The sequence below is a fragment of the Listeria costaricensis genome, from assembly GCF_900183385.1.
Taxonomy (GTDB): Bacteria; Bacillota; Bacilli; order Lactobacillales; family Listeriaceae; genus Listeria; species Listeria costaricensis.
Map to the genome: position 1 here is coordinate 153,911 of NZ_FXUT01000006.1, position 16,266 is coordinate 170,176.

The 16,266-nt window shown below is 39.8% G+C and carries 18 protein-coding genes; 12 read left to right on the forward strand and 6 right to left on the reverse strand.

All coding sequences use genetic code 11. From position 1 onward, the window contains the following. Positions 1–140: 140 nt before the first annotated feature. The 8 genes from opp3b (at position 141) to pepF (ending at position 8,872) form a co-directional block, all read left to right on the forward strand. Entirely contained in the window at positions 141–1,070 is a 930-nt protein-coding gene (gene opp3b, locus CS921_RS05475) for an oligopeptide ABC transporter permease (RefSeq protein WP_099222054.1), read from the forward strand. Then, positions 1,070–2,092, forward strand: coding sequence for an oligopeptide ABC transporter permease (gene opp3C / locus CS921_RS05480; RefSeq protein WP_099222055.1), 1,023 nt, complete (start codon positions 1,070–1,072; stop codon positions 2,090–2,092). Before opp3b ends, opp3C begins: the two co-directional genes overlap by 1 nt. Before the next feature lie 17 nt (positions 2,093–2,109). Next, entirely contained in the window at positions 2,110–3,189 is a 1,080-nt protein-coding gene (locus CS921_RS05485; protein WP_099222056.1) for an ABC transporter ATP-binding protein, read from the forward strand. Continuing rightward, positions 3,182–4,144 carry an ABC transporter ATP-binding protein gene (locus CS921_RS05490; protein ID WP_099222057.1) on the forward strand — a complete coding sequence of 321 codons (963 nt, stop codon included), beginning with the start codon at positions 3,182–3,184 and terminating at the stop codon, positions 4,142–4,144. Before CS921_RS05485 ends, CS921_RS05490 begins: the two co-directional genes overlap by 8 nt. Before the next feature lie 321 nt (positions 4,145–4,465). Next, the gene (gene spxA, locus CS921_RS05495; RefSeq protein WP_099222058.1) at positions 4,466–4,864 is read left to right on the forward strand and encodes a transcriptional regulator SpxA; all 399 of its coding nucleotides are present in this window, start codon (positions 4,466–4,468) and stop codon (positions 4,862–4,864) included. A gap of 222 nt (positions 4,865–5,086) precedes the next feature. After that, the gene (gene mecA, locus CS921_RS05500; RefSeq protein WP_099222059.1) at positions 5,087–5,746 is read left to right on the forward strand and encodes an adaptor protein MecA; all 660 of its coding nucleotides are present in this window, start codon (positions 5,087–5,089) and stop codon (positions 5,744–5,746) included. A gap of 126 nt (positions 5,747–5,872) precedes the next feature. After that, positions 5,873–6,979, forward strand: a complete 1,107-nt coding sequence (locus CS921_RS05505) for a competence protein CoiA family protein (RefSeq protein WP_099222060.1) — start codon at positions 5,873–5,875, stop codon at positions 6,977–6,979. 78 nt (positions 6,980–7,057) lie between these two features. After that, positions 7,058–8,872: an oligoendopeptidase F gene (pepF, locus tag CS921_RS05510; RefSeq protein WP_099222061.1), complete on the forward strand. Its 1,815-nt coding sequence runs from the start codon at positions 7,058–7,060 to the stop codon at positions 8,870–8,872. Between the two features lie 519 nt (positions 8,873–9,391). Here pepF and CS921_RS05515 read toward each other — a convergent pair. The 6 genes from CS921_RS05515 to CS921_RS05540 form a co-directional block, all read right to left on the reverse strand. Then, positions 9,392–10,105, reverse strand: a complete 714-nt coding sequence (locus tag CS921_RS05515) for a GntR family transcriptional regulator (protein WP_099222062.1) — start codon at positions 10,103–10,105, stop codon at positions 9,392–9,394. Positions 10,106–10,188: 83 nt separating this feature from the next. After that, positions 10,189–11,478: a PTS cellobiose transporter subunit IIC gene (gene celB, locus CS921_RS05520; protein ID WP_099222063.1), complete on the reverse strand. Its 1,290-nt coding sequence runs from the start codon at positions 11,476–11,478 to the stop codon at positions 10,189–10,191. A gap of 196 nt (positions 11,479–11,674) precedes the next feature. Next, positions 11,675–12,058 (reverse strand): PH domain-containing protein, encoded by a 384-nt coding sequence (locus CS921_RS05525; protein ID WP_099222064.1) that lies wholly within the window; start codon positions 12,056–12,058, stop codon positions 11,675–11,677. Between the two features lie 71 nt (positions 12,059–12,129). Further along, entirely contained in the window at positions 12,130–12,465 is a 336-nt protein-coding gene (locus CS921_RS05530; RefSeq protein WP_099222065.1) for a hypothetical protein, read from the reverse strand. A 160-nt stretch (positions 12,466–12,625) separates the two neighbouring features. Further along, positions 12,626–12,835, reverse strand: coding sequence for a lmo0673 family protein (locus CS921_RS05535; RefSeq protein WP_099222066.1), 210 nt, complete (start codon positions 12,833–12,835; stop codon positions 12,626–12,628). Between the two features lie 22 nt (positions 12,836–12,857). Beyond that, positions 12,858–13,772, reverse strand: a complete 915-nt coding sequence (locus CS921_RS05540; RefSeq protein WP_099222067.1) for a DNA-binding domain-containing protein — start codon at positions 13,770–13,772, stop codon at positions 12,858–12,860. A 371-nt stretch (positions 13,773–14,143) separates the two neighbouring features. Between CS921_RS05540 and CS921_RS05545 the strand changes: the two genes are divergently transcribed. Genes CS921_RS05545 through CS921_RS05560 form a run of 4 tightly spaced genes read left to right on the forward strand, consistent with a single transcriptional unit; the run spans position 14,144 to position 16,252 of the window. After that, positions 14,144–14,446, forward strand: coding sequence for a flagellar motor switch protein FliN (locus CS921_RS05545; RefSeq protein ID WP_099222068.1), 303 nt, complete (start codon positions 14,144–14,146; stop codon positions 14,444–14,446). Then, positions 14,433–15,203: an EscR/YscR/HrcR family type III secretion system export apparatus protein gene (locus tag CS921_RS05550; protein WP_099222069.1), complete on the forward strand. Its 771-nt coding sequence runs from the start codon at positions 14,433–14,435 to the stop codon at positions 15,201–15,203. The genes CS921_RS05545 and CS921_RS05550 overlap by 14 nt, the downstream gene beginning before the upstream one ends. 15 nt (positions 15,204–15,218) lie before the next feature. Next, the gene (locus CS921_RS05555; protein ID WP_099222070.1) at positions 15,219–15,491 is read left to right on the forward strand and encodes a flagellar biosynthetic protein FliQ; all 273 of its coding nucleotides are present in this window, start codon (positions 15,219–15,221) and stop codon (positions 15,489–15,491) included. A gap of 2 nt (positions 15,492–15,493) precedes the next feature. Beyond that, a complete protein-coding gene (locus CS921_RS05560) occupies positions 15,494–16,252 on the forward strand; it encodes a flagellar biosynthetic protein FliR (RefSeq protein WP_099222071.1) in 759 nt (252 codons plus the stop codon). The last annotated feature ends 14 nt before the right edge of the window (positions 16,253–16,266 follow it).

Genomic DNA, 16,266 nt, shown 5'->3' on the forward strand with positions numbered 1-16,266 from the left:
ATTTGACAATAAATGATAAAACTTAACTTAGAAAAATCGTTTGGTTTCAACTGGTTTCGCGTACGCCCGAGTATTGGGAAACAAGACGAGCCTTGAAATAAACTTGCGATATAAAAAATACTTAGGAGGTGTCGAGATAGATGGTAAAGTATACATTAAAAAGGCTGCTTTATATGTTCATTACATTGTTCATTATTGCTTCTGTTACGTTTTTCCTGATGAAGTTCCTACCCGGGACACCTTATCGTAATCAGGAAAAAATGAGTGATGAACAAATTCAAATGATGAATGAACAATACGGCTTGAATGATCCACTACCAGTTCAATATTTCGACTATATGACAGGACTACTGCATGGTGACTTAGGTGTGTCGTTCCAATTGGATAATCGTCCTGTATCAGAAATTCTTGGAGACTTGATTGGACCTTCCGTTCAACTAGCTCTAGAGGCAATGGTGTTTGGTCTTATTTTCGGGGTGATTCTCGGGATTATTGCGGCCATGTATCAAAATAAATGGCCGGATTACACCAGTACATTTATAGCAATTATCGGTAAATCGGTTCCATCGTTTGTATTCGCAACAGTCCTTCAATACTGGATTGGTGCCAAACTGCAATGGTTGCCAGTAGCTGGATGGGATGGTTTCTTATATACAATCCTACCTGCATTTGCACTGGCCATGTTCCCACTTGCAACAGCAGCTCGTTTTATGAGAACAGAATTAATTGATGTATTTGCATCTGATTATATCTTGCTTGCAAAAGCGAAAGGGAATAGCAAAATGTCGATTGCATTCAAGCACGCCCTTCGTAATGCACTCATTCCACTTATTACTGTGTTAGGACCACTTTCAGTATCCCTGATGACTGGTTCACTTGTTATTGAAAATATCTTTAGTATCCCTGGGATTGGTAGCCAGTTTGTTTCCTCGATTCAAACGAATGACTATCCGGTCATCATGGGAACTACTTTACTATTTGCGGCAATGCTCGTTGCGATTATTTTCGTAGTCGATGTATTGTATGGATTGATTGATCCTCGTATTCGTGTGTCAGGAGGGAAGAGCTAATGGCAGAACATAAGATTGCAAAAGAATTATTTCAGCCTGCTCACCTGCAGGACTCAGAAGCAGAAAAAATTCAACGTCCCAGTCTGACTTTCTTACAGGATTCATGGCTTAGAATTCGTAAAAATAAGGCAGCACTGATTTCCATCATTGTATTAGCGATAATTATTCTAATGGCTATTTTTGCACCAATTTTTCGCGGGCATGGTATTTATGATGAAATGGTTAATACCAATGCCAGCTTGCCGCCTAAAGTGCAAGGCTTTGAAAATATGCCTTTCTGGAACGGGAAGCAAAATATTGGCGGGACAGAAGTAGACGTATATAAACAAAAAAATATCGATAGTGATGTTTATTACTGGCTTGGAAGTGACACGCTCGGTCGTGACCAATTCTATCGTATTTGGGAAGGAACACGGGTTTCATTGCTGATTGCAGTAGTGGCGGCTCTTTGTGACCTTGTAATTGGGGTTGCATACGGCTTGATCTCTGGCTATGTTGGCGGTCGTGTGGATAACTTCATGCAGCGTGTTCTGGAAATTATTTCTGCCATACCAAACCTTGTAGTTGTTATTTTGATGCTACTCGTGCTCGATCCGGGGATTGCGTCGATTATTATCGCCATTGCCATGACCAGCTGGATAACCATGGCCAGGGTTGTGCGGGGGCAGGTGCTCAAACTCAAGAATCAAGAGTTTGTCATGGCTTCCGTTACACTGGGTGAATCTGCACCGAAAATTTTAGTTAAACACTTGCTACCGAACGTATCAGGGATTGTGATCATCAATGTCATGTTCAGTATTCCAAGTGCCATTTTCTTCGAGGCTTTCCTAAGCTTTATCGGATTAGGGCTTCCGGCTCCAGCAGCATCGCTTGGTACGCTCATTAATGATGGGTATAAGACGATGCAGGTGCTACCGTATATGGTTCTATATCCGTGTATCGTACTTTGTTTGATTATGATCGCTTTCAACTTGATTGCTGATGGCCTTCGCGATGCGTTCGATCCGAAAATGCGTGACTAAATGAGAGGTGAGGAGAAATGGAAAAACTATTAGAAGTGAAAGACCTGAATATTTCTTTCCACACATACGCGGGGGAAGTAAAAGCAATCCGTGGTGTGAGTTTCGACCTCTTTAAAGGGGAGACTCTCGCGATTGTAGGAGAATCAGGTTCTGGTAAATCCGTTACAACAAAAGCCATTATGCGTTTGTTGCCGGAAAGTAATTCAAAAATTAAATCGGGACATATTTTGTTTGATGGAAAAGATTTGGCTACTGCATCAGAAGCCCAAATGCAAAAGATTCGCGGGAAAGATATTGCGATGATTTTCCAAGATCCGATGACATCACTCAATCCAACGATGACAATCGGCAAACAAATTGCTGAACCGCTTATTAAACACCAAAAAATCAGCAAAAAAGAAGCGCATAAAACAGCACTTCGCTTGCTTCAACTTGTTGGGATTCCAAAAGCAGAAGAACGTATTAAACAATACCCGCACCAATTCTCTGGTGGTATGCGTCAACGGGTAGTTATTGCGATTTCACTTGCTTGTAATCCACAAATATTGATTGCTGATGAACCAACCACTGCGCTGGATGTAACCATTCAAGCACAGATTCTTGACTTGATGAAAGATTTGCAAAAGAAAATTGATACGTCAATCATCTTTATCACCCACGATCTAGGGGTAGTTGCGAATGTGGCTGACCGGGTAGCTGTTATGTATGCTGGTAAAATCGTGGAGATTGGTACAGTGGATGAAATTTTCTATAATCCGCAGCATCCATATACATGGGGACTCATCAGTTCGATGCCGACTCTTGATACGGATGATGAAGAGCTATTCGTTATTCCAGGTACGCCACCAGATCTATTGAAGCCGCCGAAAGGGGATGCATTTGCACCGCGTAACCAATATGCCATGCAAATCGATTTAGAGGAGCAGCCGCCAATGTTTAAAGTGTCTGATACACATTTTGCGGCAACTTGGCTTTTGCATCCGGATGCGCCGGAAGTAACACCGCCGGAAGCTGTTCTTAGACGGCAGGAAGAGTTTGCAAAGCTTCACCCGGGAATGCAAGCAGTTCATGCAAAGGGGGTAGAAGTCGATGAGTGAACGTGAAAAATTAGTAGAGATTCATAATTTGAAGCAATACTTTAATCAAGGGAAACCGAATGAAGTGCGTGCTGTTGACGATATTTCCTTCGATATTTATAAAGGAGAAACGCTGGGCTTAGTAGGTGAATCTGGTTGTGGGAAATCGACAACTGGTCGGACGATTATTCGTTTGTATAATGCCACTGGTGGAGAAGTCCTTTATAAAGGTAAAAATGTTCATGGGAAAAAATCGCGCAAAGAGATGCACGAATTCCGTCAAAAAATGCAAATGATTTTCCAAGATCCGTATGCGTCCTTAAATCCGCGGATGAAAGTTCGGGATATTATTGCTGAGGGAATCAATATTCATGAGTTGGCCAAGACGAAAGAAGAGGCAGATCAGCAAGTGTATCGCCTTTTAGAAACGGTTGGCTTGAGTAAAGAACACGCAGGTCGTTATCCACATGAATTTTCAGGTGGTCAAAGACAGCGGATCGGGATTGCCCGTGCCCTAGCTGTTCAACCAGATTTCATTATTGCAGATGAACCGATCTCTGCACTAGATGTGTCTATTCAAGCTCAGGTGGTCAACCTTTTGAAAGAGCTCCAAAAAGAAAAAGGCCTGACCTACCTGTTTATCGCCCATGATTTGTCCATGGTAAAATATATCAGTGATCGAATTGGTGTAATGTATTATGGTAAACTGGTTGAACTGGCAGATGCTGATGAACTTTATCGTGCGCCGCTTCATCCGTATACAGAATCGCTTTTGTCGGCGATTCCACTACCGGATCCTAATTATGAACGGACGCGTGTTCGGAAGACTTATGATCCGACTATTCATTCTTATCAAGAGAATGAAGAAGTTAAAATGCGAGAAGTTTCTCCAGGACACTTTGTTTTCTGCTCAGAAGCTGAACTTGTCACTTATAAGGAAAAACACGCTTCGCTTATTGCAGCGCAGCAAAAATAAATGGAATGGCATGCTTGGAAAATCTCTAAGCATGCTTTTTCATACTGTTTTCATTTATTTCTCATGATTTTCTCATTTTAAATGAAATTTTTTCATGTAATTCTCGTTTAAAGTGAGTATAGTAGGGGTAAGTTATTACTAACGGCTTACCTAGACAATTTCTGCATATTTAGGAAGAAATTTAAAATTAGTATATTTTATTTCACAAATTTAGTGTATAATGAAGGAGTGAATTCTTCTTTATTCTTCCAAATAGAGAAATGGATAGAATTTCGTTAAATGAATGAAACAATAAACCCTTATAAGGAGTGTGAATGTCTAATGGTAACGTTATACACTTCACCTAGTTGTACATCTTGCCGTAAAGCACGTGCATGGCTAGAAGAACACGAAATCCCATATAAAGAAAGAAATATTTTTTCTGAGCCGCTTAGTTTGGATGAAATCAAAGAAATCTTACGTATGACTGAAGATGGTACAGATGAAATTATTTCAACTCGTTCAAAAACCTTCCAGAAATTAAATGTCGATTTAGACAGTTTACCACTACAAGAATTATTTGAACTGATTCAAAAAAATCCTGGCTTGCTTCGTCGTCCAATCATTATTGATGAAAAACGCTTGCAGGTAGGGTATAACGAAGATGAGATTCGCCGTTTCTTGCCACGCAAGGTGCGTACTTATCAACTTCGTGAAGCTCAAAAATGGTTAATTAAATAAATAGTCGTTAAAGCTGTCGATTTCATAATTGGCAGCTTTTTTTTACTGATAAAAATTTTAAGCGGATATTCTTGTAATTTTAATTCTTTTAGTCTATATTAGGTTTCACCAAGGTTGCTGATAACTTATGGTGGTATAAATCCCAATTTTAGGCTACAATGAAAGAAGAAATAATATTTACCCTTCATTGTCAATGACTAAAGAGGAAGGGAGAGTGTGACGATGGAAATTGAACGCATTAATGAAGATACGATCAAGTTTTACATTTCTTATCTGGATTTGGAAGAGCGTGGCTTTAACCAAGAAGATGTCTGGTATGACCGTGAGAAAAGTGAAGAACTTTTCTGGGAAATGATGGATGAACTGAAGTATGAAGAAGAGTTCGCTCCTGAAGGTCCGCTCTGGATACAAGTACAAGCGCTGAAGCATGGTCTGGAGGTATTCGTTACAAAAGCCAGCATTGCAGGTAAAGCGGAAGGCGGTTTTGATATAAATATGCCGGAAGCTGGTGGTATGGCTGATGAGCGAATTGAAAAGTTGCTTGAAGAAAATTTCAATCCAAACAAAAAAGAAGAACCGGATGAAGAGGACACGCTAGAGTTTATTTTAGCGTTTAGCGATTTTGAAGATATTATCACGATGAGTCAAGCAACAGGTTTAAAAGGTATCGCTTCAAAACTCTATCATTATCAAGATAAATATTATCTGTATGTAGAATTCCCAGAAGCACAGTATGATGAATCAAACATTGACAATGCGGTAAGCATCTTACTAGAATATGGAGCCGAGTCGAATTTGACTGGTTACCTGCTAGAAGAATATGGTAAAGTTATTTTTGCTGATGAAGCTTTAAGCCAAATTCAGCAGTATTTTGGAAAATAATTCATTTTGACCCGATTTTTGCTTAGAAAAAAGCAGAAATCGGGTCTTTTTTTAACTTTGGCAAATTTAGAAGGAAAACAAAAAGAAAGGGGGAATTAATAAAGTAAAAGGAAAAGAGGCGAAGAGATGTTTACAGCACAGGATCATCAAGGCAGGTCTTATACGGTAACACGCGCGAATGTGGCCTATTTGAAGACGCAACAGAGTGCCTATTTTTGTCAGGCGTGTCAGGAGGAGCTAGTGATTAAGGCGGGGCCGCTTAAGACGCCTCATTTTGCTCATAAGCGTTCTTCAAAGTGCAGTTTTGCTTCGGAAGGAGAAAGTGAACGACATTTAAGCGGGAAGTGGTTGCTAGCGGATTGGTTTTTACGGCAAGGGCATGAAATTTCCTTGGAGCATTATTTGAAAACCATTGCGAGACAGGCGGATATATTAATTGATCAGAAAATAGCGATCGAATTTCAATGTGCGACAATTCCTATTAGCCAATTGATCGATCGGACACATGATTATATGCAAGCTGGACTTCGGGTTGAATGGATTCTTGGACAACCGCTTGAAATGTGTAAGGGTCGCTATCATTTAACCGCTTTTCAAAAGGCGTTTATTCGTAAGTCTGATGAGTGGGGGTATTATCTTTGGAGCTTCTCTGTCAGCGAGCAGTGTTTACGTCTTTATTATCATTTAACTTATGAAGGGGGCAACCGTTTTTTTGCTTCGGTGATGGATTTGCCGCTCGATTGGTGCGAGACGGATATGAAAAAAGCAGTGGGACGAATCCGGTTTCGTCAATTTTACTTAAAACAGAATCTGCAACTGGAGCGTCAAAAAACTTGTTATTACTATGCAAAATATAAAGCTAGAGGAAATTTTATGCGCACTTTATATGCAAGTGGCTTGACGCTGCATAGTTTGCCAAAAGAAATAGGCGTACAGTTAAATAGTCAATTTTTGGTTATTACTCCTGCAATTGAATGGCAGTATCAGCTTTATAGTCACTTTTTTGAGCAGTTATCCGCGGGAAATATTTTTACGAAACGACAGGTTGGGGCATGCTTTCAAAAAATTGTTCAGCCGATTAAAACCATTTATTTATCGGAGCGGGCTTGTTGGTCTTTGTTAGAAGAATATCTGCTTTATTTGGAGAAGCAGCAGGTGCTTGTGCAAATAGATGATGAGCAGTATTTGTTTAAAAGATTGATACAAAGAGCGAATTGGCATGCTAGCAAGTGAAAAATTCTGTTTTTTTGCAATTTCGCGTGTTTTGGCTCATAATTAATGAGAATATTGTTGTAGGGGAGTGATCGGCTGATGGCTGAAAACAAGGCAGCAGCTCTTCCATTGCGTGAAGAGGTGCCGGAAAAGATGAAATGGGATTTAACGCCTATTTTTGCTACAGATGAAGCTTTTGAAGAGGCTTTTAAACAAGTAGCAGCAAAAGGTGAAGAAAGCGCCGAGTGGCAAGGTAAACTAGGCGAAAGTGCAGAAAATTTATTAGGTGCACTAAAGTTTCGCGATGAGCTGTATGATCAGCTGGAAAATTTGTATGTTTATGCCCATTTGAAAATGGATCAAGATACGACGAATGCGGTATATCAGGGCTTGTACAGCCGAGTAGGCAGCCTTTTTACCAAAATTATCTCGGGTCTGGCTTACTTTGATCCAGAAATTTTAGCAATTGATGAGGCGAAGCTAGATGGGTTCTTAGAGGAAAATGAGGATTTACGTCTTTACAAGCATCTGCTGGAAGATTTAAATCTAAGTCGGCCTTATATTTTGAGTGAAAAAGAAGAAGCGATACTGGCAAGTGCTGGCGAAGTGATGGGGAATGCATCAAAGACTTTTAATACATTGAATAATGCGGATCTGAAATTCCCAACAATCAAAGGTGAAAATGGGGAAGAGATTGAGATTACACATGGTCGTTATGGAAAATTAATTGAAAGTAGTGATCGTCGGGTTCGTCAGGATGCTTTTAAAGGTATGTACGAGGTGTATGAAGGACTGAAAAATACATTAGCCTCGACACTTAGCGGTCAAGTGAAGAAATCTAATTTTTACGCATCGACAAGAGGCTATAAGTCGGCTAGGGAGGCAGCACTTTCTGGCAATTATATTCCAGAGACGGTGTATGATGCGTTACTGGATTCGGTCAATCAGCATATGTCGTTACTGCATCGGTATTTAAAATTGCGGAAAGAACTTCTGGGGCTAGAAGAGTTGCATATGTATGATCTCTATACGCCTCTTTCTAGTGAGGTTAAGATGGAATTCACTTTTGAGGAGGCCAAAGAGCTTGTTCTAGAAGGTTTAAAACCTCTTGGGGACGAATACCAGCAAATTCTTAGAAAGGCGTTTGACGAGCGCTGGATCGATGTAGTGGAGAATAAAGGAAAACGTAGTGGGGCCTATTCATCGGGTGCCTACAGTACGAATCCGTATATTCTGTTGAACTGGCAGGATAATATTAATAATGTGTTTACGCTGGCTCATGAGCTGGGACACAGTGTTCACAGCTACTACACGAGGAATTATCAGCCCTATATTTATGGGGATTATTCGATTTTCTTGGCAGAGATTGCTTCTACGACAAATGAAAACTTGTTAATGGATTATATGCTGAAGAAATATGAGGACAAAGAAGTTCGGGCTTACTTGTTGAATTATTATTTGGATGGCTTTAAGGGAACGGTTTTCCGGCAGACGCAATTTGCCGAGTTTGAGCATCAGATCCATGTAGCAGACCAAAATGGTGAGGCGTTAACAGCTGAATATTTAACGAACACGTATTTTGAAATCAATAAGAAATATTATGGGACGGAATCAATGACCTATGATGATGAAATAGGATATGAATGGTCGCGGATTCCTCACTTCTATATGAATTACTATGTATATCAGTATGCGACAGGATTTTCAGCTGCTTCGGCTTTAAGTGCCAAGATTTTGTCAGAAGGTGAACCGGCTGTGACTGGGTATTTGAATTACTTAAAGGCGGGAAGCTCAGATTTTCCAATCGAAGTTATGAAGCGTGCAGGGGTGGATATGTCGAAGCCTGCATTTGTTGATGATGCTTTGAAGGTTTTTGAGCAGCGTCTGGAAGAATTGGAAAGCCTCGTGAAATGATTGTGAAAAATATTTTTTTAGTAAAAATATGAAAAAAAGATAGCTACTTTCCAATGAAAACTGAGACTTTCTAAATGAGAAGTCTCAGTTTTTTTATATTAGGGGAATCTATTGTTATGATTTGAAATGGAGAGTGAAAAACACTTTTTTGGCTATTTAATGGATTGAGATGGAGTGCTGTTTTTTTGTTTTGAGATGAGGGTATAACAGTTGGAGGTTGTAGTAGTGATTTCTTTTTGATAATTGGAGTAAAATGCTAAGAATTATTAATGTTGGCTTTCAAAAAAAAGTTTGTGAAGTATTGAGTTTGTAAGGGAAATATGATATATTAGTACCGTGAAATAAATCACAAACAAATACCCCCTTTATTTGATTGTGTGAATTTCTCCTTTTGATTGCGCTGAAAGAGGCTGTGCCATTTGGTACAGCCTTTTTCGTTGTAGATGGATTGTTCTGTGTCACGAAAGAATTTAAACCGCTGTTTGAGGAAGTCAGGATTTCTCTCAAACAGCGGTTTTTTTAGATTTCATGATGATCTAGAACGACAAAGCTTCTAGTGTCATAGCGATGGCGTGAACGGGAATATTCAATTGGTCGGCCGTCTTTCAGATAGACGACTTGCTCAACTTCGAGAACCGGATCGTGTTCATCACAGGCTAAAAACTTTTGATCATAGTTGGAGGGTTTATCTGCGTTGATTTTTCGGAAGGCACCGCTCATTACAAGGCCTAAACCTTCTTTCAGATAAGCGTAAATCGAGCCTAAAAGAATGTCAGGGGTCAGATCTGGCACAAGATCCACTGGCATATAGGTGTGTTCCAAAACATATGGCTGACTGTCTAAAAGGCGTAATCGAATGAGGGAATAGACGGGCTGGCTGGTTTTGATGAGTAGTTGTTCGGCGATTCGCTCGTCGGGAAACAAAACGTCAAAACGAATGATTTTACTGGTGATGTGTTCTTTGCCCATCATTTTTGTCAGGCCGTTATATTCACGTAAGGTAATGTCTTTTTTATTGGCAAGCGCATTTTTCATGACATAAGTTCCTGAACCGCGCTGTCTGTATATGAGCCCTTCCATTGCCAAAATATCAAAGGCTTTTTTGATGGTCATTCTGCTACAGTCAAAAGTCTTGCAAAGAGTCAACTGATCAGGTAGCAGAGCTTCTGGCGGGTAGTAGCCTGAGTAAATTTTTTCACGAATATCAGCTGCGATTTGTTCGTATTTCACCATATGCTATCACCTAGCTTTCCGTAAGTTCATAAAATGTCTAGTCTTTTCTAGGCAAATTATAGCATAGGGGATTAAAAAAGCAACTATTTATCGTTTTCTGCAAGGGTCTCACGGGCTAAATTCGTTTTGTCGAGCACTTTTAGGAATGGATACCAGATGATAAAGACGATGAGAAAATCGACAATTTGTAATGCTCCGCCAAGCCAAGAGTTGGTGGCTAAAATACCATTGATGACGATTGGAACCGTCCAAGGAACGGAGACACCTGTTGGCGCTGGAACGAGTCCAATGCTCATGACAAAGTAGTTGAGTGCAGTGACAACTAGTGGCGCTAGGACCCATGGAATGAGGATGGTGGCGTTTAAAACGATTGGCAGGCCGAATAGGACGGGTTCATTGACATTGAAAAGTCCGGGGCCGAGTGCAAGTCGACCGATTTCTTTACTTTGTTTGCTCTTCATGAAGAAAGCAAGTGTAATCACGACGGCCAGTGTCATGCCTGAACCACCTAGTCCAACAGTGAAGACTTCCAGGAAGGGTTTTGAAATGATGTGCGGCAGTGCATCACCTGCTTTATAGGCGTCTAAATTTTCAAGCATTAGGGTATTCCAAATCGGGTCCATAACAGAGTTGACGATAATTTGTCCATGCAGACCGAAGAACCAGAGTACTTGGACAAAAAACAGGGCAATCAGTGTTGGAATGATGCCAGAACCTAGGCCAACGAGCGGTTTTTGGATGACAGAGTAGACGACATCATGCAGATTGGTTTGAAATCCAGCTTGGACAATAAAGTTGATGAGCAGGAAAATGGAAAGGGTCAATATGGCAGGAACGAGTGCTGCAAAAGATTTGGCAACTGCTGGCGGAACACCATCGGGCATTTTGATTGTCCAATTGCGGCGAACGAAAAAGCGGTAAATCTCAGCTGAAACAAATGCGGACAGCATGCCGATAAACATGCCTTTTGCACCCAAACGGTCGAGTGAAAGTGCGCCTGTGATGACTTCACCGTTCGGACTGTCAAAGTAAAAAGGTGTCAGAATAAGAAAACTGGCAAGGGCGATGGCACCGCCGAAGATGGCTTCGACATGATAATATTTGGATAAGTAATAGCCAATCCCGAACACAACGAATAGCGTCATAATGCTCATGGTGGCATTTTGGGCGTTTCCTAAGTATTGATTGAGTGTTTCGCGAAATTCATCACTCCAAAATGGCAGGTTGATCAAGACGACCGCAATGGATCCAAACATTGTCAGTGGAAATGCGAGCATGAATGCATCACGTAAAGTGCTGAGATAGCGGTTCTCTCCAAGCTTTGCTGCAATGGGCATTAATTTGTTTCCAAGCAGCTCCATAAATCGATTCATTTTAAAACTCCCCCAGTCAAGATAATCTGAAAACGTTTTCTGTTATAATTATACTCATTTATTTTTAAATGTCTAGTCTTTTTGTTTTTAATGAGTGGACAATTTTAAAAAGGGATAAAAAAAACAGAACTTTACTTGATCAAATTGAATGATCAAATAAAGTTCTGTTTGATGTGCTAGATTATTCGCGAACGATTTATTTGCCGAGAACGGCTACTGCTAGTGCTTTGTGGATATCATCTACATGTTTATCTTTAGAAAAAGTAAGGACTTCTGCTGGTTCAAGAGCACTCGAAATCCAGATTTTTAGTTCAGCGTCCAAATCAAAATGACCAGTTGTTTCTACGCTGAAACGGCTGATGCTTTTGAAAGGAATCGATTTATATTCTGTTTTCTTGCCTGTAACGCCTTGTTTATCAATCAAAATTAAACGATGATCGGTAAAAATAATCATATCTCGAACAAGTTTGTACGCCATTTCCACGTTCTCGCCGGGAATTAGTACATCTTTCAGTGCTTCTTCGGCATCATGAATCTCCATTCCGCCTGCGTTGCCTAATATGCTGTTAAATAAACCCATAATTGAAAAGCTCCTTTTGTGAAAAATTTAGATTACTGTTTTATTGTAGTGCAAAGAAGGCATGGGTGCAACTATTTGCCAAACAGATTTTTGACTGAATCGAGCAGTTCACCGGCTCCGTTCAGCTGGTCACCGGCTCCGTTCAGCTGGTCACTGGCTTGATCTGCTACTTGGCCAAAGTGATTCGCTGCTTGATCGATATAGGAAGTGGGATCGAGTTGGTCCTTCATTTGGGAAGCTCCTTCTTCGATGCGGTTGGTGAATTCTTCGGGGGGAAGCTGGTCGGTCAGATTTTGTGCTTCCTCAGTTACATTTGTTGCGGTATCTTGGATTTTTTCACCGCTGCTGTTCATAAAATCAGTCATTTTTTCCCCAGCCAGATTTTTGAAAAGGTCGAATAGGGGCATTAGAATTCCTCCTTTGGACTTTTTTTCATTATAGAGGAAATGGAGGAGCTTGAGGAACTTTATGCAAAGTTGTTAGTAATTGTAATGAAATTGTTAATAAATTTACAAAAAATAAAAAGAACCCCAAATCGCGTTGGACAATTTGGGGTGGGATATCTAATTAACGGATTCCTTCGCCTTTTTGGAAGTAGGCAATTTGAATAGTGTTAACAAAGTATGTGAGGTCGTATTTGGTCAGTTCAATGCATTTTTGGGCGAACAGCGCTTGAATTTGTTTATTTGTAAGCTCATGGATGAATGTGCCGTCAATTTTTGCATCATCGTCAAGGCGAATGGATTCACCGTTTGTTAGATAGATTTCGATATACATGACAAGATCCTCCTCAGAATTGTTACATGTCTTTGTAATTTTCTTTAAATACACCAAGCTTATTAAGTGCGACGATCGACTCTTGGGTAAATAGCGGTAAGGCACTGATTTGCTCTACATCGTCGGCATAGACAAATTGAGCCACCTGCTTGGCCAAAGTGTGAAATTCTTCTGTTAAGGCTTCGTTTTGCTGTTTCAGGGTGAAAATTTGCTGTTCAAGTTCGGCATTTTCATTTTGAAGTGTTTGGTATTTTCGATCGAGTTCCTCTTTTTGGACGGCTAGAGAGGAGAGCGAATAAATACTTTTCAGTAAATCATAGACGTTGTGGTTGCCGGTTGTTTCGCTTAAGATTTGGACGTTGCTTTTCATGCCGCTAAGCAGATCGACTAGATTTTTTTCCTTGTTCTTGTCGAAGTGAATCTTTTCTTTCAGCGACGAGGGTGTAGCCGATGAGACTGGAACTGCTTGTCCAAAAATATTTGTTTTTTGCTTTTTATCTTTTTCAGATTTTCTTTTGCGTCCAGGTTTGTTTTTTTGGATATCTTCAAATTGAATGATTTCTTTTTTTAACTTATAGTAGGTGTTTTGTAGCTGGCTAGGTGTTTTTGGAAAGATTCTAAGATCATTCAAGCTGAGCATCTCCGAAATATCCATTACTTTCATGTCATGTGAGATGGCAATTTGATAACAGGCGTTTAAGAGCTCAAGTTCGATTTTAAGCCAGCTGATGGATGAATGAATGTATTTTTCTATTCCGCCGCGATTTTCAACTTCTTTATAAAAATCGCCCATCATTTGGTATATGGCAGTGGCTTCATCCACATTTGTAGCAGTTTCACTTGCGATGTCTTTAATCTGCTGTTCGGGATTGGAACTGGGATTGTCTACCTGTTTTTTTATTTCATCGAGTAATTTTCTTATTTCAGTCTTAGGCATAGAATCACATACCTCTCTTATTATTATCAGTCGTAAATCTGCTTAGGTTAATAATACCAATATATGGAAGATGTGTAAAGTGAACACAGATAGTTAGTATGGTTTAGGTCTATTGAATTATTTTTAAAAATAAAATAAAAAAATAATTCAATAATAATAAAGCGGTTAAGCGGTTTAACAGGATAAAACCAGTTATTTTTATGTTTTTTCAATAGATAAGTATTTTTCAAAAAACAGTAGATTTTTTTCGTATTTGGTGTAAAATTTACTATTGCAACCACCAAATTGTGACAACTTGGTGACGAAATATAAAAAAACGTTAAATTATCGTTCTTGAGGGGAGGAAAGGGTGTTTTAATCATCATTTAAACATGGACTATTTTTTATCACTTGCAAAAATTATTCTGTTACTTGCATTTCTTGCTGGAATTTCCTATTTTCTTGTTAAAAAAAGTCAAAAATCAACTAAATTTAAGAAAAGTGAAAATGGTCAGTTGATTGTGAAAGATGCCTTGCCACTGTCACGAGATACACGTGCGGTGATTCTGGAAGTGAATGGAAAGGAATATTTAACGATTCTCTCACCTCATGCGATAAAAACGATGGATCTTCAGAAAAATGCTTCGTTTTCTGAGCGATTACGGGAAAGGGAGCAAGTTCATGAAGAAAGTTAATCGGAAGAAGAACGTGTTTTTTTTCACATGTATTTTTTGCTTCTCCTTTTTCAGTGGTTTGTTGTTATTTAGCCATCCGGTTCACGCGGCAGAATGGTTGGATTCGCTTGGGCTAGATGGAAGTGGCGGTTTTAGTTCGGGAGTGGGCCTTTTTGTTTTAGTAACCCTTCTTTCGCTTTCTGCCTCTATCGTATTGATGTTTACGCACTTTACTTATTGTGTGATTGTATTAGGCTTAACGCGGCAGGGGCTGGGGGCGATGAATCTTCCGCCGAACCAAGTGCTTGTCGGGTTGGCACTTTTTCTATCGATTTTTATGATGCAGCCGGTTGCTAATGAGTGGTATCAAGAGGTGTATAAACCTGCTGAAAAAAATAACTGGTCTGCTGAAAAAGTTTGGGATGAAACTAAACCGATTCTGTCAACTTACATGGCAAACAATACTTATCAACATGATATCAACATGATGTTAAAGGCTGAGGGTGAAAAACCGGTGAAGGATAAAAAGGATGCACCACTTTTGGCGCTGATGCCGGCTTTTATTTTAACGCAAATCACGCAAGGTTTTTTAACAGGGATGTTTATCTACTTAGCTTTTATTTTTATTGATCTGATTGTCAGCACGCTTCTTATGTATCTGGGGATGATGATGGTTCCGCCGATGACGATCAGTCTGCCATTTAAAATTTTGGTCTTTATATTTATTGGCGGATATGGACTGATTACCAATATGATGCTTGAGACGGTGCATTTTTAGAAAGGTGTGCAGAGGATGAATTTAACACCGATTACAGAAGTTTTTCAGCAATTTTTTTATGAAGCATTGATGTTGATTTTGCCGGTATCGATTGTGTGTATGGTGGTCGTAATTATTGTGGCAGTCCTGATGGCTATGATGCAGATTCAAGATCAGTCGCTCACTTTTTTACCGAAAATCATCGCTTTTGTGGTAGCCCTGTTCATTCTGGGGCCGTGGATGTTTGAGCATATGTCCGATTTATTTATCAGCATCTTTTCCAAAATACCCACGATGATTCAGGTGTAAACATGGAATTTCAGTATTTATTGCAGCTTTCGGTTGCTTTTTCTAGAATTGCTAGTTTTTTATTCTTTTTTCCGCTTTTAAAGGGGAGAGGGATTCCAAATAGTGTGAAAACGATTTTTGGGGTCGCGCTTGCGATGGCGGTGGCGGATCAGGTGGATGTTTCTAGTTTGAATAATCTGATTTCACTTTTTATTCGGATCGCGAGTGAGATTGTGTTCGGTCTGGCGCTGGCAAAATTGGTGGAAATGTTAGCGCTGGTGCCTAAAATGGCTGGCTTTATGATTGACTATGATTTGGGGTTTTCACAGGTGAATTTGATTGATCCGGCTTATGGGACGCAAAATTCGATTACGGCGGCTGTTTTGGATACCTTTTTTGTGGTCATTTTTCTGGCGCTGGGCGGGCTTGATTATCTGATTTATTATTTACTGCAGTCTTTTGCGTTTACAGCGAATATCGGGTTTTTATTTGAAAAAAGTTTTATCGATCTTTTGGCGGCTACACTGGCTTTTTCTCTTTCAGCTGCGGTATCACTGGCTTTGCCAATTATGGGGAGTATTTTTATTGTCAATACGATTCTGGCGCTGATTTCAAAGTCGGCGCCGCAGATCAATGTCTTTATGAATGCGTTTATTGTCAAGATCACTTTTGGGATTTTTGTTTTATTTTGCGCTGTGCCGATTCTCAGTCTGGTTTTTAAAAATTTGACGGATGAATTGATTCAGCAGTATATGCAATTTTTTGGAGCGCTGGTCTCGTAAAAGGAGTGGGGGTT